This is a genomic window from Bacillus sp. FSL K6-1006 (assembly GCF_038593175.1).
Classification (GTDB): domain Bacteria; phylum Bacillota; class Bacilli; order Bacillales; family Bacillaceae; genus Bacillus; species Bacillus safensis.
The window spans coordinates 42888-62785 of record NZ_CP151970.1 but is presented as its reverse complement, the minus strand read 5'-3'; the positions used below and the strand labels follow the sequence as shown (position 1 = coordinate 62785).

The window sequence follows — 19898 nt, the reverse complement described above, 5'->3', positions numbered from 1 at the left end:
TGTTTGTTTAAAACAGAAAAACGCTTTGGTCTAATATCTACACCAAAGCTTTTTTATTGAATAAAAGTATGATACTGATGGTAATCAGGATTTCTTTCAAGCGCCTCTTGGCAATCCTCACAAATGGTTTGTACATGTAAATCACCATTTTCCCTATAAGAAATCATATCGTTTCTTTCCTCATTTGTTAAGTGATGAAATCCAAGTGCTTCACTTTGGACAGCAGATTCATCTAGACTGCCAACCTTTACACCACAGTGGCGGCAGTAATAATGCAAAGCCATACGTGATCCTCCCATGCTGAGATTTTATGATCAGTATGTGCTTCGCTTATCATTCTTATACCTTCTTGTTAAAATCATTCATCACTTCTAAAAATGGCTTTTTTAAAGCCGCTTCACAAGCCTCGACAGACGATTGAATGGCTGATGCGATGTCAGGCTGTTCTTCTTCTGAGAAACGTCCTAGTACGTAATCAACGACCTTCATGCCGTTTTGAGGACGTCCAATGCCGATACGGAACCGGTCAAATTCAGGTGAACCTAAATGCTGAATTAATGATTTGATTCCATTATGCCCGCCTGCACTTCCTTTTGTACGTAAGCGAATCCGGCCAGTTGGCAAATCAAGATCATCATAGATCACTTTCAAATGTTCAAGGGGAATATCGTAATAGTCCATTAGCGGACGCACACATTCTCCTGATAAGTTCATATATGTAAGCGGCTTTACAAGTAGAACCTTTTGCCCCGAAACAAACCCAGTTCCAAATTGTCCATGGAATTTTGATTGATTTAAAGGAATGTCCCATTTTTTTGATAATTCATCTATTGTCATAAACCCGACATTATGTCTTGTTTTTTCATATTCTTTTCCTGGATTGCCTAATCCAACGAATGCAATCATGAAACCAATAACCTCCTTTGTCACACAGCACACGCCTAAAAAATGAGCCAATCAGATTGCCTCATGTAAAAACGTATGAATTCTTTTCATTCTAGCACAAAAGACGCAACCGCGGGAGGGTTACGTCTCTAAATGACCAGTTATTCTCCATCGTCATCCTTTTCTTTAATGGCCTCAGGCTCTTGCGGCTCTTCTTCGCTATCTGGCTCAGGAACCTCTGATTGCTGAGGCGGCAGAATGGAGGCAACGACTTCTTCTGGATCGTTATTGATTTGATAAGATGACTGAACAGGCAGATCAGCAACTGTTAAGACATCATTGACTTCTAAGTTTGTAATATCAGCTTCAATATTCTGCGGAATATCTTTTGGTTTCGCTGTAACAGATAGTTCAAATAGTGGCTGCTGAAGCACACCGCCATCTTTTACCCCTTTAGACTCGCCAATCAGCTGTATTGGTACATCTGCCTCAATTTCACGCTGTAAGTCAACGACTTGGAAATCAGCATGAACAAGTTCGTTTTTCAGCGGATCTGTTTGTAATTCTGTCACCATCACAGATTTCGTTTCACCACCCACATCTAAGGTGATGATTGTATTCTTCCCTTCATCACGTAAGGTTTTTAATAAATCGATGCTGTCTAATGAAACAGCCAGATTGTCTGTATTTTTTCCGTATATGACACCAGGAACGTGTCCTGAATGACGGATTTTTTGCAGTGTGGAACGTTTGAAATCAGTTCTTTTATTTGCTTTTAAAGTTGCCATATTCAGCACCATCCTATTTCTTTTTTGTCACTACTCTCATAATTACCCATAACCGAATCATTTTAAACCTATTTGCCGTGAATGATGATAGCAAAAAGACCCTAAGCTTGATGCCTAGGGCCTTTTTTAATCAGAAAATCAGCTAAAAAGATAGCTCACAGATTCTTCTTCATGTACACGGATGATGGCTTCTGCAAGCAAAGGCCCAACTGAAAGCGGAATGAATTTTCCAGCTTTCTTGTCATCAGTTAATTGAATACTGTTTGTTACAACTAATTCTTTAATTTTAGAGTTTGTGATGCGTTCTACTGCTGGTCCAGACAAGACTGGGTGCGTACAGCAAGCATATACTTCAGCTGCTCCATTTTCGACTAGCGCATTTGCAGCAAGTGTAATAGTACCAGCTGTATCAATGATATCATCGATTAGAATGGCCGTTTTGCCTTCAATGTTACCAATAATGTTCATGACTTCAGCAACGTTTGGCTTTGGACGGCGTTTGTCGATAATTGCGATTGGCGCTTTCAGGCGGTCTGCCATTTTACGCGCACGTGTCACACCACCGTGGTCAGGAGACACAACAACGACATCATTCAAGTTCTTCTGTTCGAAATAGTTTGTTAAGATTGGCACAGCCATTAAGTTATCGATTGGAATATCGAAGAAACCTTGGATTTGCGGCGCATGAAGATCAAGCGCAATCACACGTGTAGCACCTGCTGTTTCAAGCAAGTTTGCAAAAAGCTTCGCAGTGATTGGCTCACGAGGTTTTGCTTTACGATCTTGACGTGCATATCCGTAATAAGGGATCACAATATTGACAGTTTTCGCAGAAGCGCGTTTTAGTGCATCCACCATAATGAGCAGTTCCATAATATGCTCATTGACTGGCGCACTTGTTGATTGAATAACATAACAATCACAGCCGCGGATACTTTCTTCAATATTGATTTGGACTTCACCGTCACTAAAGCGTTTAACAGAGCTCTTTCCTACATCAACTCCGATACGATCGGCAATTTCTTTGGCAAGTTCAGGGTTTGAATTCAAAGAGAATATCTTTAAATTCGCATCAGCATAACGATTAGACATGGTAAACCTCCGGGTATTTGGATTATTTTTTATGAATATTTTTCACATAATCTTCTTTATTGACTTGTCTTGCTCTAGCAATAGACAATGCATCCTGCGGTACATCTTCTGTAACCGTTGAACCGGCTGCAACATATGCCCCTTTTCCGACAGTGACTGGTGCAACGAGATTTGAATTACAGCCAATAAATGCGCCGTCTTCAATCTTCGTTAAGAATTTGTTTTTCCCATCATAATTGACTGTAATGGAACCACAGCCAAGATTTACATCAGTTCCGACCTCTGCGTCTCCAATGTAGCTTAGATGAGATGCTTTGCTGCGGTCTCCAAAAACTGTTTTCTTGATTTCGACAAAATTCCCGATTTTTACTTCATCGCCAATTTTCGACAATGGGCGAATATGAGCAAACGGTCCAATTGTCACATCAACTCCAACCTCACTATCGCAGACGACAGATTGCTTAATAACTGTTCGATCTCCGATGATGCTGTCAACAATTTCAGTGTTTGGCCCAATAGTGGCGTCTGCACCGATTTTTACATTCCCTTTGATGACCGTCCCAGGATAAATTACTGTATCTTCACCGATGGCAGCATCTGGCGAAATATACGTGTTCTCAGGATCAATCAAGGTCACACCATTCTTCATATGCTGATGATTAATACGTCGCTTCATGAATTGCTCTGCTTGTGATAGAGCGATACGGTCATTAACTCCAAGTGTTTCTTCAAAATGCGGTGTTTGATAAGCTGCAACTGTTTGCCCTTCATTTTTTAGAATTTCAATAACGTCTGGCAAGTAGTATTCACACTGTGCATTTTCATTCGACACTTGCTCAATCACACGGAAGAGATCTTCATTTGAAAAGCAATAAGTCCCTGTATTAATTTCATTCACTTGACGCTCTGCATCGTTCGCATCTTTATGCTCCACAATTTTCACGACAGCACCTGTTTCGTCACGAATAATACGGCCATAGCCTGTTGGATCATCCGCATGTGCTGTTAAAATAGTGACTTTCGCTTGATGTTTTTGATGCTCGCTTAACATGGCTTCCATTGTTTCCGCTGTCAATAATGGCGTATCACCACAAATGACAATGGTTGTTCCCTTTTCCTGCGCGAGGAACGACTTTGCTTGTTTAACGGCATGGGCTGTTCCCAGCTGTTCTGCTTGAAGTGCATACTCACTTCTGTCTCCAAGCTGCTCTTTCACGTCCTCTGCACCATGACCGACAATCGTCACCAGCTTGGCTAAAGAAAGCTTTAACGCTTCATCTGCCACATGCTCGACCATTGGCTTTCCGCAAACTGGATGAAGTACTTTATATAGCTTTGACTTCATTCTCGTTCCTTTTCCCGCTGCTAAAATCACTGCGAACCGCTTATCCATTGATTGGCCTCCAATATCCCTATTATCCATAGAAAAATATATCCTAAATAAAGACTGATTTCAAGGATACATAAGGAAGTACAATAATTTTCTAACAGGTGAAAGACTTAAGAAACAAGAGAAAGAACGCAAAAAAGACAGCATTTAAAAGAAAACATTCATTTTCTCTTAAAGCTGTCTTTTTAGGTTCACGTATGATTAAGAAGCTCCAGCTTCTTCATATTCAATTGTTTCTTCCTCTTCGCCTAAGCGATGATATTCATTTAATACAGCATCTTGGATTTTACCCCGAGTGCTTGAATTAATTGGATGTGCAATGTCGCGAAACTCTCCATCGGGCGTGCGTTTGCTAGGCATTGCAACAAACAACCCATTATTTCCATCAATCACACGAATATCATGAACAACAAATTCGTGGTCCAGCGTGATGGATGCAATCGCCCTCATGCGACCATCGGTATTCACGCGGCGTAATCTTACGTCAGTAACTTCCACAGTAGTTCACCACCTTTTCCCAATATAAAAGCATTACTTAGGTATTCAACGATCGTGGTGATTCTCCTGCTCTTTTTTTAAACTTTTTTTGAAATATCGGGATATTTATACATTATTTGTCATATTCGTGACGACGCTTACATTCTCAGCATAAAAAAAGACATCATGATGATGTCTTTCCCTGCATATGATGAAACCAAACGGCTTTCATTGAGAGTGCCTGTTTATTTCACTAATGCAACTACTTCTATTTCTACAAGCGCATCCTTTGGAAGTCTTGCCACTTCCACACATGAACGAGCTGGCTTATGTGTATGGAAATACTCACCGTACACTTCATTCACTTCAGCGAATTGTTCCATATCCTTGATGAAAACAGTTGCTTTCACGACTGTTTCAAAGGAAGCACCTGCTGCTTCAAGTACAGCCTCAAGATTACGGAACACTTGATGTGTTTGTTCTTTAATATCTCCATTGACAAAATCTCCAGCTGGGGTTAATGGAATTTGCCCTGAGCTGTAAAACATGTTATTGACAATAATTCCTTGAGAGTAAGGTCCAATGGCTGCTGGTGCATGTTTGGTTTGAACAACTTTTGTCATATCAATCTCTCCCATTCAAATACATGTTTAATCAAAGCTTACGCTTTCGGATGAAAAAACTCGTGGAAATTGCCTTCATTGATCTCAATGATTTTTTGCTTCATATCAATGGTTGAAAGCTTTAACAATGAGACATATTCATCGACAAGACGTTCATCTACGCCCTCATCTTCTAAAAGAACACCGATCCCTGCAACATTTGCATTAAATTCCTCAAGCAAATTCATCATGCCGTTAATGGTTCCGCCCGCTTTCATAAAGTCATCAATGATCAGCACATTGGAGCCTTTATCTAAGCTGCGCTTTGCAAGGGACATGGTTTGAATTCGGTTAGACGAACCTGACGCATAATTAATACTGACTGTTGATCCTTCGGTTACCTTATTATCTTTTCTAACGATCACAACAGGCACATTTAAATAACCCGCAACAGAATAGGCAATTGGAATACCCTTTGTCGCAACGGTCATGACGACATCAATCGCACGGTCCGCAAAGATGGTCGCAAACAGCTTACCGATTTTCGCAAGAATCGATGGATTGCCTAAAACATCGGTTAAATATAAATAACCGCCAGGAAGTACACGTTCAGGAGTTGATAATGCCTCTCCGATATCGTTTACTACGTCATCTGCTTCTTTTAGGTGAATTTTAGGAATATATTTCACTCCGCCAGCAGCGCCAGGTACAGTAAGCAATGTGCCTATTCCCTGCTGTTCGAAGGTCTGTTTGATAATCGTTAAGTCTTCACTAATGGAGGACTTTGCAGATTGATAACGTTCTGCAAAAAAAGTTAAAGGTACTAGTACGTGCGGGTGGGCTAACAAATAATTTGTTAAGTCCACCAATCTGCCGCTTCGACGAAACTTCATGAACTTACCCCCAGAACCCGAATAATTTATGAATAATATAACTTAATATACGGATTTAATCAAGGGCATTTTGTTCGCCGATCATGCGGACAGCGTATACTTGATCACAAAATCCTCTCAGTCCGTTATATATTCTTTGTACCTTCGATTCATATTGAATCAAGCCAAATACAGTTGGGCCGCTTCCACTCATTAATACAGCATCAGCACCGAAACGCTTCATCTGTCTTTTGATCATATCTACTTCCGGATACATCTTTAATGTCACAGACTCCAGAACGTTACCGAGTGAGCCGCACATCTCTTTATAATCTTTCGCTTCAATGGCTTCAATCATACGCTGTACATTTGGGTGTTCTACTTTGCTTGCGTCATATTGTCTATAAACTTCAGCTGTAGATACCCCAATCACCGGCTTCGCTAAAATCACCCAGCAATGCGGCGGTGTGGCGATATGCTTCAGTTTCTCTCCACGTCCTGTCGCTAGTGCTGTGCCTCCGTGTACACAAAAAGACACATCTGAGCCAATCTCCGCTCCAAGCTCAGCGAGTTCATCTAACGTGAGATTCAACTTCCACAAACGGTTTAAACCGCGAAGCGCTGCTGCAGCATCACTGCTGCCTCCAGCTAAACCTGCTGCAACAGGAATTGCTTTTGTGATGACAATCGATACCCCTTTTTGAATACCGAACCTTGTTTTCAGTAATTTAGCCGCTTGATAAGCCAAGTTACGCTGATCATCTGGCACAAATCGATTATGAGATGATACACGGATTTCGTCTTTGTCCAGCTCCGTCAGCTCAAGTCGATCTGCAAGGTCTATTGTTGTCATCACCATCTCCACTTCGTGATATCCATCCGGTCTTTTTCCATGAACATCAAGTGAGAGATTAATTTTTGCCGGTGCTTTTTCTAAAATACGCAAACATTTCACCTACTTCTCCATCTAAACATAAGTATCAATATTGTATCACATTTGATGGATCTGATGAATATTGGCTTTTACGCCCAGCACACTGACTTTTTCAGCAAAAAAAGCCAGAGACACCTGAGGTATCCCTGACCATTTTTCTATCGTTGATTCTCATCCTGAGCCATGTGCTGCTGAGCTAATTCGATGGCACGTTTGACCATATTACCTGCGTCACGCGCACGAATTTCTCCCCAGCCTCCATTTTTGACGGTATCATAAAATCCAAGATCCTTCGCCAGCTCGTATTTGAACTCATCTGACATAATGCCTCGGCGTCTACCCAAACGAAACAGCCCCTTTAGTCGAGAATTCGAATCAGTGCCACTGCTTTTGTGGCTTTCTTATTTTGTATCGAATCCTTTCTTTTACCCCTTTCAAAAAATGGACAGACTCCCATTCAGAAAAAAAGGCAAAACAAAAAGCAGTAAACAAGAAGTTCACTGCCCATTAATAGGCGACTGAGCTAGCGGTATCATCGAACGTTAATTCGACCGTCTCAGTCAGTATATCTGCATAACTGTAAGAAACTCTTTCAAACGAATTCTCATCTTGATCTAATTGAATCACAAATACAGAAGGGTACGTTTCAGCTAAAATGCCCGAACGCTCAATTGTTTTACGGCGGCCTCCGTTAGCCTTTAACGTCAAACGTTTACCTAAGTTACCATCAAGCGATCTTTTGATGTCGGACAAAGTCTTCGCCATTGCATCCACCTCACTGAGATAATTATACAACAACGGCCCATTTTTGTCAAATAAAAATTAAATTATATCAACCAACACGAGCCATTGTCAACAAAATAATTTTGACAAACTTCTACCTTTTCTCCTCCCTATTTTTCTCAAATTCCGGTGAATTATGTATCCGTTTGAAATTTCTTTTTACACATAAAAAAAACCAGACTGAAATCAGTCGGGTTATGTCGATTCATGGTCTTTTTTATATGGCATACCTACCCTTAAAACACCCTTCGTCTCGATGCCTCCGAGACCTTTTTCTCTTGTTAATGTATTACGAAGCACATCCCACACATTGATTCGATCTACAAATGGAGTGAAGCTGATCTTCGCAACGATATAGACGGGATCGAGCGCATGGATGTTCACACGTGAAGGTGAGCTTGCAAAATTGGCACCTGCTTGGATCAATGATTCGAAATGAGATTGACAGGCGCCTGCAAAGATCACAAGCTGATCTAAATGAGGAATTTTCTTTCTTGCTTTTTGAACCGTCTCAACGAAATGACGAGAATGGCGATAGGCACCGATATCATTTACGCCGCCCTTTTGCTTGGAATACGCATCATGCCCTGTAATGACCAAAATATCAGGCCGATATTGATCAAGTAACGAATCGATCACGCTTGGCATTTTCTTCTCATGACAATGCACTCCGTACACAGGTACACCAATTCGTTCATATACATCTAAACATTTCTTTAAGTATGAAGCATCTCCATCTAAATGAAGGACCTTTCCAGGCATGTGAAAATACTGCTCCTGATGCTGATATTGTCCAGAAGTATAATACTCTTGTTTTTCACGCAGCAGCTGATAATCCTGTCTTAGTAAGTCGAGCGATTCGTTAATTTTCCGTTCGTCGTCCTTTTCCCTTGTCAGCTGCTCCTCTTTTTGAATCAAGACGAGATCCGACATCTTAGCATCAGCAATCAGCCTCACTTCATTCCCATGCAATATGGCAGTGGCTTCGTGCTGATCTGTCTCATCAATTCGAATGATTCGAAACATAATATCCATTTGATAGGATGCCCTCGTCACCATATCTCCTATTTGAAATTGCATGCTGTTCACTCCACAATCAGGCTCATATCCTGTTGGTATCGTCTTTCATATATGCTGTTCTTTCTAGCCTATGCCCGAACAGTTGAAGTGGTGAAAAACAAAAGAAAAAAGCCCTTACGATAGGGCTTTTTGTAAAACATTCGACAAACGGGCAAATTCCTCAATGGATAATGATTCTCCGCGGCGCTTTCCATCAATATCTGCTGTTTGAAGTGCTTCTTCGATGATGGCTTTATGTTTTTTTCCATCAGGGAGATTGTTCATCAAATTATTCATCAATGTTTTCCGGCGCTGGCCAAAGCTTGCTCGGATCAATTGAAAGAAAAACGCATCATTTTCTACTGAGACAGCAGGCGTTTCACGAACAGTCAGCTTAATCACAGCCGAATCAACATTGGGCTGAGGAACAAAAACCGTTTTAGGCACAACCATCACCGTTTTTGCTTCCGTATAAAATTGAACTGCGATAGACAGTGAATTATATTCCTTTGATGAAGGGGCAGCTGCCATACGATCTGCTACTTCTTTTTGCAGCATGACCACAATCCCTTTCAATGGAAGGTTTTCTTCAAGCAATTTCATAATAATCGGTGTTGTCACATAATATGGAAGGTTGGCTACGACCATCACTTCCTTACAGTCAGCAAAATTTTCCTCGATGACCTTTCTCACATCGGCTTTTAATACATCTTGATGAATGATCGTGACATTATCATATGGAGAAAGCGTATCGTTTAAAATAGGCAATAAACGCTGATCGATTTCAAAAGCGGTAACTTTCTTTGCACGTTTAGCCAGCTGCTCTGTCAATGCGCCGATACCAGGTCCAATTTCAATGACGCCGGTCTCATTTGTAACCTCCGCGTGATCGACAATGCGATCTAAAATATTTGTATCAATTAAGAAGTTCTGCCCCAAGCTCTTTTTAAAAGAGAAACCGTACTTCTTCAGTATTTCCTTCGTTCTGACGGGTGTCGCAATATCTTTATTCATCGGCTTCCTCCTGCATGACGGTCTTTAAGGCCGCAATAAAATCATGTTTGGTTATTTGGAACATGTGAAGGCGCTTTTGCAGCTGCTTCGCATTGGTATATCCTATATTTAAAAGCACTCCTAGTCGTTCGCGGCGGCGTTTCGATGCTTCGCCACCGATAAGGCCTGCGTCAAATAAGTCGTCTAATGTAATGTCACTTTCCGTTACTTCCATTTCTTCATGGACATGGGCAAGACATTCCCGAATACTGTCCAAGGAAGCATGCTCGACACCAATTCCTTTATCCCGCTTCGCCTTCGCAAGATGTTTTGGCAAAAAAGCGTGCTTACAGCCAGGAACTGCCTCTGCGATGGTTTTACGGATCTTCTCACCAGGAAAATCAGGATCTGTTAAAATAATGACCCCTCTCGTCTCCTGAGCAAGACGCACTTGTTGAATGACTGTATCGCCAATGGCAGATCCGTTTGTTTCAATCGTATCTGCATCCACTGCCATCTTCACTCTGGCAGTGTCATCACGACCCTCCACCACAATGATTTCTTTGATTTTCATGTATTCCTCCGCTTGCAAAAACAATCTACATTTTTTGGTTAAAAAAACGAAACCTTTCATGCTGCTTTTGCGTCTAATTAATTAGAAAACAGTGCTTCTATTATAACCAAAAAAACAGAGGGTGCGCAAAGCCCTCTGTTCATATAAATGATTTGATGTGTTTATTTGAGTACTCTAATTTTCACTCGTTTATTTCCCCATTGATAAGCTGCCGACTTACTTGGGACGAACACATCAATTTTATTCCCTTTTATAGCAGATCCAGTGTCTGATGCAACGGCATATCCATAGCCTTCCACATACACTTTTGAGCCCAGCGGAATGACACTCGGATCAACTGCTATGACCTTTGCACCCGGATTCGCTTTTAAATCAAAGCCTGTAGACGTTCTGCCCGTACATCCAGCACAGCCCGCTGTATAGGCTGTTGATGCTACATAAAATTCTTTTCCTGACGATTCATTGCCTCGTGAAACCGCAGGGGACGCTGTAGGCTCCTTTTTGGCCACTTGTGTACCAATGGCCACTAAACGGTCCTTACTATCTTTTTCGGTCACTTCTTTAATCAATTCTTTAGACACCACTTTGCCGTTTTCTTTCACAACGGCATAGTGCTTCTTCAATTTACCTTCTTCACCTTTTTTAAGTACCTTCTCTTTCCCTTTTTCAAGAGAATGATCCTTTTTATGTTTGGTATCAAAAGCAATTTTCTCTTCCACTACATCGGTGACTTTTTCCACCCGAGTGATCTTAATATCTGCGCTCTTTTTAGAAAGGTTACTATGTAACGCAGGCTTGATCTTATCGTGCTTCTTGAGCTTCAGCTCTTGTTGCTTTAAAAAGTCAGCGACCGTAGTCGAAGTGGTCCACACTTTTTTATCTTTTCCTCCATCATTTAAGCTGACCTGGAAGGCCTGCTGAACCACAAGATTCATATCCTTTTTTAACTTGTCATTCTTTCCTGGAGTTACTTGATCGTGCTTCCCTATATCTATCTTCTCATTCTTCAATAATGCTCCAACCGTCTGATCTGTAGTCCATATCGTTTTCTCTTTCCCATCTAGGGTCAGATGAACCGGTATAGCCGCATCATACACAATGTTCATATTGTCTTGAATCTTTGTATTTAGACTTGGAGAGATATGATCCTCCGCCTTGGTCCTTATGCCAAGGTCTGAAAGCAGCTGTGCTACTGTCTCTTCATGTGTACGAATTGTCTTCTCTTTACCATTGATTGAAATGGTAATAGACTGCTTAGTGAGCTCATGCGCACCGTAAGCCGTTCCAGTTCCAGCTAAAAGCAAGCAAACAACTAGTAATAAAACCTTGCCTTTTCCTAGCTTCACAGAAAACAGATTTTTCATTTTTTGTACGATGAAAAACGCCTCCTTCTCCTCGGAGAGATTATATAGAGTATCTCAAAACCTGTCAACCCTTCCACCCACTGTACAAAAATGCTCGATTGTAAACCTATTATGGGAGATTTGTGGAAGGAAGGGAAGAAAGACTTATCGACAACTTATCCTATGAGGAGGCGCAAACGTGTAGAACTTTTTCGTTATGTTTCACAATTGGACAAGCTTAAACAAGGATTGACATCATATACTGTCAGTTTATACGGAAAACTTTTTTTGCATTTTTTGTTGTCAATTCAGCAAGCTCTTCAAAGCTGATTTCTCTCAGCTCCGCAATCTGTTCTGCGATATATTTGACATAACTTGGCTCATTACGTTTCCCTCTAAATGGCACTGGCGTTAAGTATGGGCAGTCTGTTTCAATCAAAAGCTTGTCACTTGGTATCTCCTTTACAACTTCCTTTGGCTTTTTGGCATTTTTAAATGTCACGGGTCCACCGAATGAAATATAAAAGTTCATCTCCATACACGCTTTTGCAGTTTCCAGACTGCCAGTAAAGCAGTGCATAATACCTCCAACCTCAGCTGCTCCCTCTTCCTTTAAAATCGTCACGACATCTTCCGTTGCGTCACGATTATGAATAACGATTGGAAGCTTCACTTCCTTCGCAAGAGCAATTTGGCGTCTAAAGACTTCCTTTTGCACATCTTTTGGCGACTTGTCCCAATAGTAATCCAGACCCATTTCTCCAATTGCAACCACTTTTTCGTGTTGAGATAAATCTTTGATCCAAGCCAAATCCTCATCTGTCATATCAATAGCATCGACTGGATGCCAGCCGATAGCTGCATATATGAAATCATACTCTTCAATTAATTCCATCGCTCTCGTAATTGTCGGGCGGTCAAACCCTACCACCACGATTTTCTCAACTTTTTCGCTTTTCGCTCTTTCGATCACCTGCTCTAAGTCTTCATTGTATTGTTCTGCATTTAAGTGGGCATGTGTATCAAATAACATGGTTGATTGCTCCTTTCGACAATTCTCCTAAAAAACAAAAGGTGTTCGACGAAATGTTACACGTGGAACACCTTTGTTAATTTATAAAATTTTTGTTCCATTTGCTAGAGATTGATCTACTTCAAGAACCTGCAATTTCCCGCCAGTTTCTCCAGTTAAAATCATTCCCTGGGAAATTTCCCCTCGGAGTTTAACTGGTGTAAGATTCGCTACGCAAACAAGCTTCTTCCCTACTAATTCCTCTGGTTGATAGTGCTTGGCAATCCCAGAGACTATTTGTCTTTTTTCAAATCCAAAATCAAGCTGAAGCTTTAAGAGACGATCCGCTTTTTTCACTGGGGCTGCTTCCAATACCTGTGCAACTCGAAGATCAACTTTTGAGAAATCATCAAATGCAATTTCTGCTCCCAGCTCAGGTAATTCCGTTTCTTCGATTTCCACTTTTTCTTCTTCTACCTTAGGTGCACTTCCCTGCATTTTTTCTTTAATGTAGGCTACTTCTTCTTCAACCTCTAAACGCGGGAACAAAGGCTCTCCTTTTTGTACCGTCGCTTGTTGAATCGCACCAAATGATAGGATACTATCCCAGCTTTTGAGCTTCTCTTCTTCAATCCCAAGCTGGAAGAAGATTTTCTCAGGTGTTTTCGTTAGGAATGGCGTTAAGAGTACTGCAGTGATTCGAAGTGATTCTGCTAAATGATACATAACAGAATGCAGTTCTTTTCGTTTTGTTTCATCCTTTGCCAGCACCCATGGAGCTGTTTGATCAATATATTTATTGGTTCTGCTGATTAATGTCCAAACATTTGAAAGAGCCACAGAGAATTCAAGATTTTCCATCGCTTCTTCATAGGCTTTGACTGTTTGTTCAGCTACTGCTTTCAGCTCCTCATCAAACTCATTAACAGGACCCTTATAGCTGCTTAAAGTGCCGTCAAAATATTTTTGCACCATCGCAACTGTACGATTAAGCAAGTTACCTAAATCATTGGCAAGGTCATAGTTTACACGTTCCACGAATCCTTCTGGTGTAAACACACCATCCGCACCAAATGGTACTTCGCGAAGCAGATAATAACGAAGGGCATCGAGGCCATAGCGATCAATTAATGTGACCGGATCTACCACATTCCCTTTTGATTTAGACATTTTGCCATCTTTCATGAGCAGCCAGCCGTGTGCAAAAATTTGTTTCGGCAGAGGCAGATCTAATGCCATCAGCATAATCGGCCAATAAATCGTATGGAAGCGTACAATTTCTTTTCCTACGAGATGAACGTTGGCAGGCCAATATTTTTTATATTTTTCATCTTGATCTGTTCCATAGCCAATCGCAGTTAAATAGTTGAATAACGCATCAATCCATACATAAATGACGTGTTTTGGATTGTTAGGAACTTTAATTCCCCAATCAAAGGTTGTTCTTGATACTGCTAGATCCTCTAAACCTGGTTTAATGAAGTTATTAATCATTTCATTCTTTCTTGATTCAGGCTGAATAAACGATGGATTTTTTTCGTAATAATCGAGCAAACGATCCGCATACTTACTCATGCGGAAGAAATATGATTCTTCTTTAATTAATTCAACAGGGTGGCCGCTGTCAGGGCTTTTCCCGCCAATGACTTCCCCTTTCTCATTACGCTCAACATCAACAAGCTGTGTTTCTGTATAGAATGTCTCATCAGGAATACTGTACCAGCCCTCATATTGATCTAAATAAATATCTCCTTGATCAAGCAATTTTTGAAAGACTTGCTCAATGATTTTCGTATGTCTTTTTTCCGTTGTACGGATGAAGTCATCATTAGAAATGTCGAGTTTCTTCCATAATGATTGAATGTCTTCTACGACTGGATCTAAATACTCGATCGGTGTGATATTTTGTTCTTCAGCTTTTTGCTGAATTTTTTGTCCGTGCTCATCTGTACCCGTTAAATACATCACATCATAGCCTTGAAGACGTTTATAACGAGCCATAGCATCTCCTGCTACTGTCGTATAAGCATGTCCAATATGTAATTTTCCGCTCGGATAGTAAATAGGTGTTGTCAGATAAAACGTTTTTTTCTTTTCTGGCATGTCGGAACCTCCTGCGTGTGTGTAAATGTCAAAAACTCCCGCCCAATGGACGAGAGCGGTTATCATCATTACATGAAAATGTGTCAGATCAATTCATTCAATTTTGCACTTGTGCTTTCTCTATGATACCATCTTAGCCTTTAAGATCAAGCATATATACATAGAACAAGATGAAATGATCGAAAAAGATGAGTTTTTCGAAAAAAACGACAAACCCGTCGACATTTTGTCGAATATTGTCGTATGAAATCTATTTCCAGATTTACAATTGGCTAAATTAGGGCGAAAGTCTTGTTAATCTGATCTCGTCATTTCTTATATTTTCATAGAAAAAGCCTACAAAATCCTTATACACCAGTAGTTTCAAGGTCTTTTGACTTTAAGAGTCATATTTTACAAACAATAGTAAACAAAATGATTGACGATTTATGGAAACCTTGTTATGCTAGGAATGTAAGGAATTTGTCGAATAATGACGAAGATAATATTATATTAAGAATAAGTTCTTTTTGGGAGGAGAATGAAGATGAAATCTACAGGTATTGTACGTAAAGTTGACGAATTAGGACGCGTGGTGATTCCAATCGAACTTCGCCGTACGCTAGGAATCGCTGAAAAAGACGCTTTGGAAATTTATGTTGATGATGAAAAAATTATCCTAAAAAAATATAAACCAAACATGACTTGCCAAGTAACAGGTGAAGTATCAGACGATAACCTTAAGCTTGCTAATGGTAAATTAGTTCTTAGCCGTGAAGGTGCAGAGCAAATCATTAACGAAATTCAAAACCAACTTCAATCACAAAAATAAGGTTCATATAAAAAAGGTTCTTGCACCGTTTGCAAGAACCTTTCTTTATTGTTCAATATGATAGGCATCGTATATCGTGCGCTTTGGCACACCACGTTCGACAGCTGTACGTTTAATGGCTTCCTTCGACGTTAATCCTTCCTCTATGTAATGGATCACATGTTCTTTTTCAGATAAGGACGTCCACCAAGCTTCTTCATTCAGCTCTTCTTCAGCTTGATCATTTCCTTGTACCACAAGACAGAATTCACCTCGGATTTGATTCTCCGCAGCCCATGTCAGCACAGACTCTAAATCTCCACGAATAAACTCTTCGAATTTTTTCGTCAGTTCTCTCGTAATTGCGATGTTCCGATTCCCCCACACTTCCTTCATCAAAGTCAGCGTTTCTTTTAATCGATGGGGTGCTTCATAGAAAATGATCGTTTCTTGGCGTTTCTTCAAGGCTTCAAGCTGCTTTTTCTTTTCTTTTTTTTGACGGTCGAGAAAACCGTAAAAGAAAAATGGCTGAGGCGCGATTCCTGATGCAATGAGTGCCGTTAGTGCAGCATTAGCGCCAGGTAACGGAATGACATAGCCCCCAATGCTAGTAAAATCTCGAACCACTTCGGCCCCTGGATCTGAAATCGTCGGTAAACCGGCATCACTCACGAGTGCGATATTTTTCCCTTCTTTTAGCCATTCGATTAACTTGTGGCCGCTGCTGTCTTTGTTATGCTCATGATAGCTGGTTAAGGGTGTATCAATTTCGTATACATGACAAAGCTTTTTCGTTTGCCTTGTATCTTCTGCGGCAATATAGTCTACATCTTTTAATGTTTGTATCGCTCGGAACGTCATATCTTCTAGATTTCCGATCGGGGTTGGGACAAGATAAAGAATCCCCATACCAGATTGACCATCAAAGCTTTTCTGTGTCTTTTTCATGTGCCGTCTCCTTTTCTATTCGCATTTCTTCTATATAAATGTCTTTCTTTTTCCGCGTCCACGTTTTGAAACGATATTCTTGCTGCATGGCTTCTCTTTTGGTTGCAAAACATTCATGATAAAAAAGCTCAACCGGCCGTCTCGCTCTTGTATACTTTGCTCCCTTTCCACTATTGTGGGTCATCAATCTCTTTTGTAAATCATTTGTATAACCCGCATACAGGCTGCCATCTGCACATTTTAATACATAGAAGTAATGATTATGCTTCTCCATACAGTATCGTCCTGATTTCATCTGTATACTCCTGATCTTCCCCATAAACAAAAAGAGGCGGGAGAATTTTCAGATCTGGTTTTCCATCTTTTATGCCCTCTACCAAGATGGTATTGGCTTCTTTCCCTTGTTTGGGATAAACAAATTGAATTCGTTTTGGCTCAATTCGGTATTTCTTCATTAATTCCACTATCTCAAGCAGCCGTCCTGGTCGATGAACCATCGCCAGTTTTCCCCCTTGCTTTAGCAGCGTGGAAGAAACACGAATAACATCTTCTAATGTACAATGAATTTCGTGCCGTGCAATCGCCAAATATCCATTTTCATTGATTTCATCCTTAGAAGGTGTTTTAAAATATGGCGGGTTACATGTAATCACATCAACTTTATGGTTGCCATAGCGTTCCGGCATATCATTCAAGTCACCACGAATCAATTCGATCTGGTGCTCAAGTTGATTATACTCCACACTTCTTTTTGCCATATCAAACAGCCGTTCTTGAATTTCAACCCCCGTAATCGAGGCCTTAGAACGAGTCGATAGCAGCAATGGCACGATACCGTTTCCGGTACAAAGATCAATGATCTCCCCTTTTTGGATCGGTACATACGCAAATTTAGCTAATAACACTGCGTCCAATGAAAAGGCAAACACAGTTTTACTTTGTATAATCTTCATATCTTCGGCGAGCAGGTAATCTAAACGTTCATCTTCTCTTAACGAAACCATGATGTATCCTTTCTTTTCCTGTGAAAAAGGCTCCCGATTCAGCGGAAGCCTTTTCTCATTTTTTATTTAAAAATGACAGACAGAACAAACAGTCTCCCTCTTTACGAATGCTTCCATAATGTACATTACAAATATGGAAGCCCTCCTGATATAACCGGGCCAGGTTATCATGACCTTCTCCTATATCAGAATGACTTGGCTTCTGGGCAGAATCATTCTCTGCCTCAGACGATTTGTCTCGATCGGAATGATCCAGACGTTCACGCAAGTGCTGATTCTCCATCTGCAGCTGATGATTTTCTTCAATCACTTCACCGATATGATTTTTCAAATCACCTAACTGGCGATAAAGAGAACCGATTTGTTCTTCTAAATTAATCACCGTATCAAATAGTTCCTTTTTATCCAAGGTGGCACACCTCGTTACTCAGTTGTTTGTGCAGATACAACGCCTTCTTGTAATAATTCTTCCCATGTATATTCTATCACTTTTTCTTGCCCGGTTAATTCAACTTGCAAAATTCGTTCTAAAATATTGAGCCCTACTACCTTTGCAGAGCCATTAGACGTTTGAATCGTTTCGCCGATATCCGGTAATTGTTCCTTCGCTGTTTCATACTCATCATTCTCATATTTCAAGCAGCACATCAAACGGCCGCATAGTCCGGAAATTTTTGTCGGATTTAACGACAGGTTTTGATCCTTTGCCATCTTAATCGACACTGGTTCAAAGTCTCCTAAGAATGTCGAACAGCAAAGCATTCGCCCGCAAGGACCAATGCCGCCAAGCATTTTTGCCTCGTCTCTTACGCCAATCTGGCGAAGTTCAATTCTCGTTTTGAAAATTGATGCAAGATCCTTCACTAGCTCACGGAAATCAACTCTGCCATCTGCTGTGAAGTAGAAGATGACCTTGTTTCGGTCAAATGTAAATTCAACATCAACCAATTTCATTTCCAGCCCATGTTCACTTACCTTCTGAAGACATGTATCAAAGGCTGTCATCGCTGCTTCTTTGTTTTCCTCAACGATGAGCCGGTCTCGTTCGTCTGCTACACGAATGACTTTACGCAGAGGGAGAACCACATCGTGTTCATCTACTTTTTTGTTAGCGATGACCACTTGTCCGTACTCAACCCCTCTGACCGTTTCTACAATGACACAACTATCATTTTCTATATGAAATCCATTAGGATCGAAATAATAGATTTTGCCCGCTTTTTTAAAGCGAACACCAATTACGTTGTACAAGCTTATCCCTCCTGCAACATCAACACCAATTGCTCCATCAGCCCTTGGGCATTCACGTTGGATTGAAGTCTCTTTTTCGCTTCTAATACAGCAAGGATCTGGCTGGTCACCATCTGCTGTGTGGAATGCAGCGCATGCTGCTTCATTGTCTGGAATAAGTCTTGATAAATGACTTTATCTTCATTTCCTATTTGAATCGACAATACATCACGATATATAAATAAAAGCATATCCAGACCTGTTTCTTGAAGGTCTTTCTCTTTGAAAAAAGGCATCCATTGATCCTGTATATAAAAAAATGCATGTTCTTTTCGCTGGTGTAAGACTTCATACAATTTTATCACTTTCGCTCTAGACTCTGCAAACTGATCATTTCGACTTAATTCGAGTGCTTCTGCTAAATTATTGGTTAAATTCGACAAAAGCCTTGCGAGATGCTGAGATACGCCTTCTTGTAAAAGCTGCTGCTCCAAGGATTGTGGCTGCAGCGGCTGAAAGCTGAGCATCTGACATCTTGAAATAATCGTATCCAGCATTTTATGCGATTGCTCAGTGATTAAAACCGCCATCGTTTCCCGATTAGGCTCCTCTAGGAACTTCAATAAACTGTTCGCGGCATTGACCGTCATTTTGTCCGCATGAAGAATAATATACATTTTCCGGTGAGATTCTACACCGGCTTTTGTAAATTCCTCTTGCAGTGCCTGCACTTGCGCCTTCTTAATTGATTGGCCATCAGGCTGCACAAGATGTAAATCGGGATGGTTTCCTGATGCAATCCTTTTGCAGTTTTGACAGGATTCACATGGTTTCACTCCTGATTCCAAGCAAAAAAAGCTTTTAGCCAAAAGCATCGCTGCATCCAGTTTTCCGGTTCCTTTTTTTCCTTCAAATAAGTAGGCGTGCGCAAGTCGGTCTTTATCAATACTATTAAAAATCAGCCGCATGACGCGCGGCTGCAAATCATTCATGTCATCCCAGCTAATTGCCATGTTATC

The 19898-nt window shown here is 40.7% G+C and carries 24 protein-coding genes; 1 reads left to right on the top strand and 23 read right to left on the bottom strand.

Annotated features, from left to right (window positions below; genetic code table 11):
- Positions 1-53: 53 nt before the first annotated feature.
- From NSS65_RS00340 to metG, 17 genes are all read right to left on the bottom strand, one after another.
- Positions 54-284 (bottom strand): anti-sigma-F factor Fin family protein, encoded by a 231-nt coding sequence (locus NSS65_RS00340; RefSeq protein ID WP_003217967.1) that lies wholly within the window; start codon positions 282-284, stop codon positions 54-56.
- 55 nt (positions 285-339) lie between these two features.
- A complete protein-coding gene (gene pth / locus NSS65_RS00335; RefSeq protein ID WP_024425643.1) occupies positions 340-906 on the bottom strand; it encodes an aminoacyl-tRNA hydrolase in 567 nt (188 codons plus the stop codon).
- A gap of 140 nt (positions 907-1046) precedes the next feature.
- Entirely contained in the window at positions 1047-1673 is a 627-nt protein-coding gene (locus tag NSS65_RS00330; protein ID WP_034284155.1) for a 50S ribosomal protein L25/general stress protein Ctc, read from the bottom strand.
- Positions 1674-1811: 138 nt separating this feature from the next.
- Entirely contained in the window at positions 1812-2765 is a 954-nt protein-coding gene (locus NSS65_RS00325; protein WP_101676974.1) for a ribose-phosphate diphosphokinase, read from the bottom strand.
- Positions 2766-2787: 22 nt separating this feature from the next.
- Entirely contained in the window at positions 2788-4158 is a 1371-nt protein-coding gene (gene glmU / locus NSS65_RS00320) for a bifunctional UDP-N-acetylglucosamine diphosphorylase/glucosamine-1-phosphate N-acetyltransferase GlmU (RefSeq protein WP_326135445.1), read from the bottom strand.
- A 198-nt stretch (positions 4159-4356) separates the two neighbouring features.
- Positions 4357-4653 carry a septation regulator SpoVG gene (spoVG, locus tag NSS65_RS00315; RefSeq protein ID WP_008357439.1) on the bottom strand — a complete coding sequence of 99 codons (297 nt, stop codon included), beginning with the start codon at positions 4651-4653 and terminating at the stop codon, positions 4357-4359.
- A gap of 224 nt (positions 4654-4877) precedes the next feature.
- Positions 4878-5255: a 2-iminobutanoate/2-iminopropanoate deaminase gene (gene ridA / locus NSS65_RS00310; protein ID WP_024425639.1), complete on the bottom strand. Its 378-nt coding sequence runs from the start codon at positions 5253-5255 to the stop codon at positions 4878-4880.
- 38 nt (positions 5256-5293) lie between these two features.
- On the bottom strand, positions 5294-6127 hold the full coding sequence (gene purR / locus NSS65_RS00305; RefSeq protein WP_024427197.1) for a pur operon repressor: 834 nt from the start codon (positions 6125-6127) through the stop codon (positions 5294-5296).
- Between the two features lie 55 nt (positions 6128-6182).
- Positions 6183-7052, bottom strand: coding sequence for a 4-(cytidine 5'-diphospho)-2-C-methyl-D-erythritol kinase (ispE, locus tag NSS65_RS00300; RefSeq protein WP_019743558.1), 870 nt, complete (start codon positions 7050-7052; stop codon positions 6183-6185).
- A gap of 146 nt (positions 7053-7198) precedes the next feature.
- On the bottom strand, positions 7199-7384 hold the full coding sequence (locus NSS65_RS00295; RefSeq protein ID WP_012008653.1) for a small, acid-soluble spore protein, alpha/beta type: 186 nt from the start codon (positions 7382-7384) through the stop codon (positions 7199-7201).
- 163 nt (positions 7385-7547) lie between these two features.
- Entirely contained in the window at positions 7548-7805 is a 258-nt protein-coding gene (locus tag NSS65_RS00290) for a Veg family protein (protein WP_003217979.1), read from the bottom strand.
- A 213-nt stretch (positions 7806-8018) separates the two neighbouring features.
- A complete protein-coding gene (gene yabG / locus NSS65_RS00285) occupies positions 8019-8903 on the bottom strand; it encodes a sporulation peptidase YabG (protein ID WP_024427198.1) in 885 nt (294 codons plus the stop codon).
- Positions 8904-9017: 114 nt separating this feature from the next.
- Complete coding sequence (gene rsmA, locus NSS65_RS00280; RefSeq protein ID WP_144496859.1) at positions 9018-9896, bottom strand: 16S rRNA (adenine(1518)-N(6)/adenine(1519)-N(6))-dimethyltransferase RsmA; 879 nt, start codon at positions 9894-9896, stop codon at positions 9018-9020.
- A complete protein-coding gene (rnmV, locus tag NSS65_RS00275) occupies positions 9889-10449 on the bottom strand; it encodes a ribonuclease M5 (RefSeq protein WP_024427200.1) in 561 nt (186 codons plus the stop codon). The genes rsmA and rnmV overlap by 8 nt, the downstream gene beginning before the upstream one ends.
- A 161-nt stretch (positions 10450-10610) precedes the next feature.
- Positions 10611-11813, bottom strand: a complete 1203-nt coding sequence (locus tag NSS65_RS00270) for a ubiquitin-like domain-containing protein (protein WP_326135443.1) — start codon at positions 11811-11813, stop codon at positions 10611-10613.
- Between the two features lie 244 nt (positions 11814-12057).
- A complete protein-coding gene (locus NSS65_RS00265) occupies positions 12058-12825 on the bottom strand; it encodes a TatD family hydrolase (protein WP_024425634.1) in 768 nt (255 codons plus the stop codon).
- Between the two features lie 81 nt (positions 12826-12906).
- Positions 12907-14907, bottom strand: coding sequence for a methionine--tRNA ligase (gene metG / locus NSS65_RS00260; protein ID WP_048239539.1), 2001 nt, complete (start codon positions 14905-14907; stop codon positions 12907-12909).
- A 520-nt stretch (positions 14908-15427) separates the two neighbouring features.
- Between metG and NSS65_RS00255 the strand changes: the two genes are divergently transcribed.
- Entirely contained in the window at positions 15428-15718 is a 291-nt protein-coding gene (locus tag NSS65_RS00255; RefSeq protein WP_087975202.1) for an AbrB/MazE/SpoVT family DNA-binding domain-containing protein, read from the top strand.
- 45 nt (positions 15719-15763) lie between these two features.
- On the opposite strand, the gene rsmI is transcribed toward NSS65_RS00255, so the two are convergent.
- From rsmI to holB, 6 genes are read right to left on the bottom strand one after another with little or no spacing between them, the layout of a single operon-like run.
- A complete protein-coding gene (gene rsmI, locus NSS65_RS00250; RefSeq protein ID WP_034284141.1) occupies positions 15764-16645 on the bottom strand; it encodes a 16S rRNA (cytidine(1402)-2'-O)-methyltransferase in 882 nt (293 codons plus the stop codon).
- A complete protein-coding gene (locus NSS65_RS00245; protein WP_098677773.1) occupies positions 16620-16919 on the bottom strand; it encodes a GIY-YIG nuclease family protein in 300 nt (99 codons plus the stop codon). The genes rsmI and NSS65_RS00245 overlap by 26 nt, the downstream gene beginning before the upstream one ends.
- A complete protein-coding gene (locus NSS65_RS00240) occupies positions 16906-17649 on the bottom strand; it encodes a tRNA1(Val) (adenine(37)-N6)-methyltransferase (RefSeq protein WP_217008955.1) in 744 nt (247 codons plus the stop codon). Before NSS65_RS00240 ends, NSS65_RS00245 begins: the two co-directional genes overlap by 14 nt.
- Positions 17650-17704: 55 nt before the next feature.
- Entirely contained in the window at positions 17705-18058 is a 354-nt protein-coding gene (gene yabA, locus NSS65_RS00235; protein WP_217008956.1) for a DNA replication initiation control protein YabA, read from the bottom strand.
- A 14-nt stretch (positions 18059-18072) separates the two neighbouring features.
- Positions 18073-18900, bottom strand: coding sequence for a stage 0 sporulation family protein (locus NSS65_RS00230; RefSeq protein ID WP_024425628.1), 828 nt, complete (start codon positions 18898-18900; stop codon positions 18073-18075).
- A gap of 2 nt (positions 18901-18902) precedes the next feature.
- Positions 18903-19892, bottom strand: a complete 990-nt coding sequence (holB, locus tag NSS65_RS00225) for a DNA polymerase III subunit delta' (RefSeq protein WP_024425627.1) — start codon at positions 19890-19892, stop codon at positions 18903-18905.
- Between the last annotated feature and the right edge of the window lie 6 nt (positions 19893-19898).

Excerpts from the sequence above, each read along its gene's own strand:
- NSS65_RS00340 (WP_003217967.1), bottom strand. The coding sequence starts at position 284 with ATGGCTTTGCATTATTACTGCCGCCACTGTGGTGTAAAGGTTGGCAGT.
- NSS65_RS00265 (WP_024425634.1), bottom strand. The coding sequence starts at position 12,825 with ATGTTATTTGATACACATGCCCACTTAAATGCAGAACAATACAATGAA.
- NSS65_RS00325 (WP_101676974.1), bottom strand. The coding sequence starts at position 2,765 with ATGTCTAATCGTTATGCTGATGCGAATTTAAAGATATTCTCTTTGAAT.
- NSS65_RS00330 (WP_034284155.1), bottom strand. The coding sequence starts at position 1,673 with ATGGCAACTTTAAAAGCAAATAAAAGAACTGATTTCAAACGTTCCACA.
- NSS65_RS00290 (WP_003217979.1), bottom strand. The coding sequence starts at position 7,805 with ATGGCGAAGACTTTGTCCGACATCAAAAGATCGCTTGATGGTAACTTA.
- metG (WP_048239539.1), bottom strand. The coding sequence starts at position 14,907 with ATGCCAGAAAAGAAAAAAACGTTTTATCTGACAACACCTATTTACTAT.
- NSS65_RS00245 (WP_098677773.1), bottom strand. The coding sequence starts at position 16,919 with ATGGAGAAGCATAATCATTACTTCTATGTATTAAAATGTGCAGATGGC.
- rsmI (WP_034284141.1), bottom strand. The coding sequence starts at position 16,645 with ATGAAAAAGACACAGAAAAGCTTTGATGGTCAATCTGGTATGGGGATT.
- pth (WP_024425643.1), bottom strand. The coding sequence starts at position 906 with ATGATTGCATTCGTTGGATTAGGCAATCCAGGAAAAGAATATGAAAAA.
- yabG (WP_024427198.1), bottom strand. The coding sequence starts at position 8,903 with ATGCAATTTCAAATAGGAGATATGGTGACGAGGGCATCCTATCAAATG.
- purR (WP_024427197.1), bottom strand. The coding sequence starts at position 6,127 with ATGAAGTTTCGTCGAAGCGGCAGATTGGTGGACTTAACAAATTATTTG.
- holB (WP_024425627.1), bottom strand. The coding sequence starts at position 19,892 with ATGGCAATTAGCTGGGATGACATGAATGATTTGCAGCCGCGCGTCATG.
- NSS65_RS00255 (WP_087975202.1), top strand. The coding sequence starts at position 15,428 with ATGAAGATGAAATCTACAGGTATTGTACGTAAAGTTGACGAATTAGGA.
- rnmV (WP_024427200.1), bottom strand. The coding sequence starts at position 10,449 with ATGAAAATCAAAGAAATCATTGTGGTGGAGGGTCGTGATGACACTGCC.
- NSS65_RS00270 (WP_326135443.1), bottom strand. The coding sequence starts at position 11,813 with ATGAAAAATCTGTTTTCTGTGAAGCTAGGAAAAGGCAAGGTTTTATTA.
- rsmA (WP_144496859.1), bottom strand. The coding sequence starts at position 9,896 with ATGAATAAAGATATTGCGACACCCGTCAGAACGAAGGAAATACTGAAG.
- glmU (WP_326135445.1), bottom strand. The coding sequence starts at position 4,158 with ATGGATAAGCGGTTCGCAGTGATTTTAGCAGCGGGAAAAGGAACGAGA.
- ridA (WP_024425639.1), bottom strand. The coding sequence starts at position 5,255 with ATGACAAAAGTTGTTCAAACCAAACATGCACCAGCAGCCATTGGACCT.
- NSS65_RS00240 (WP_217008955.1), bottom strand. The coding sequence starts at position 17,649 with ATGGTTTCGTTAAGAGAAGATGAACGTTTAGATTACCTGCTCGCCGAA.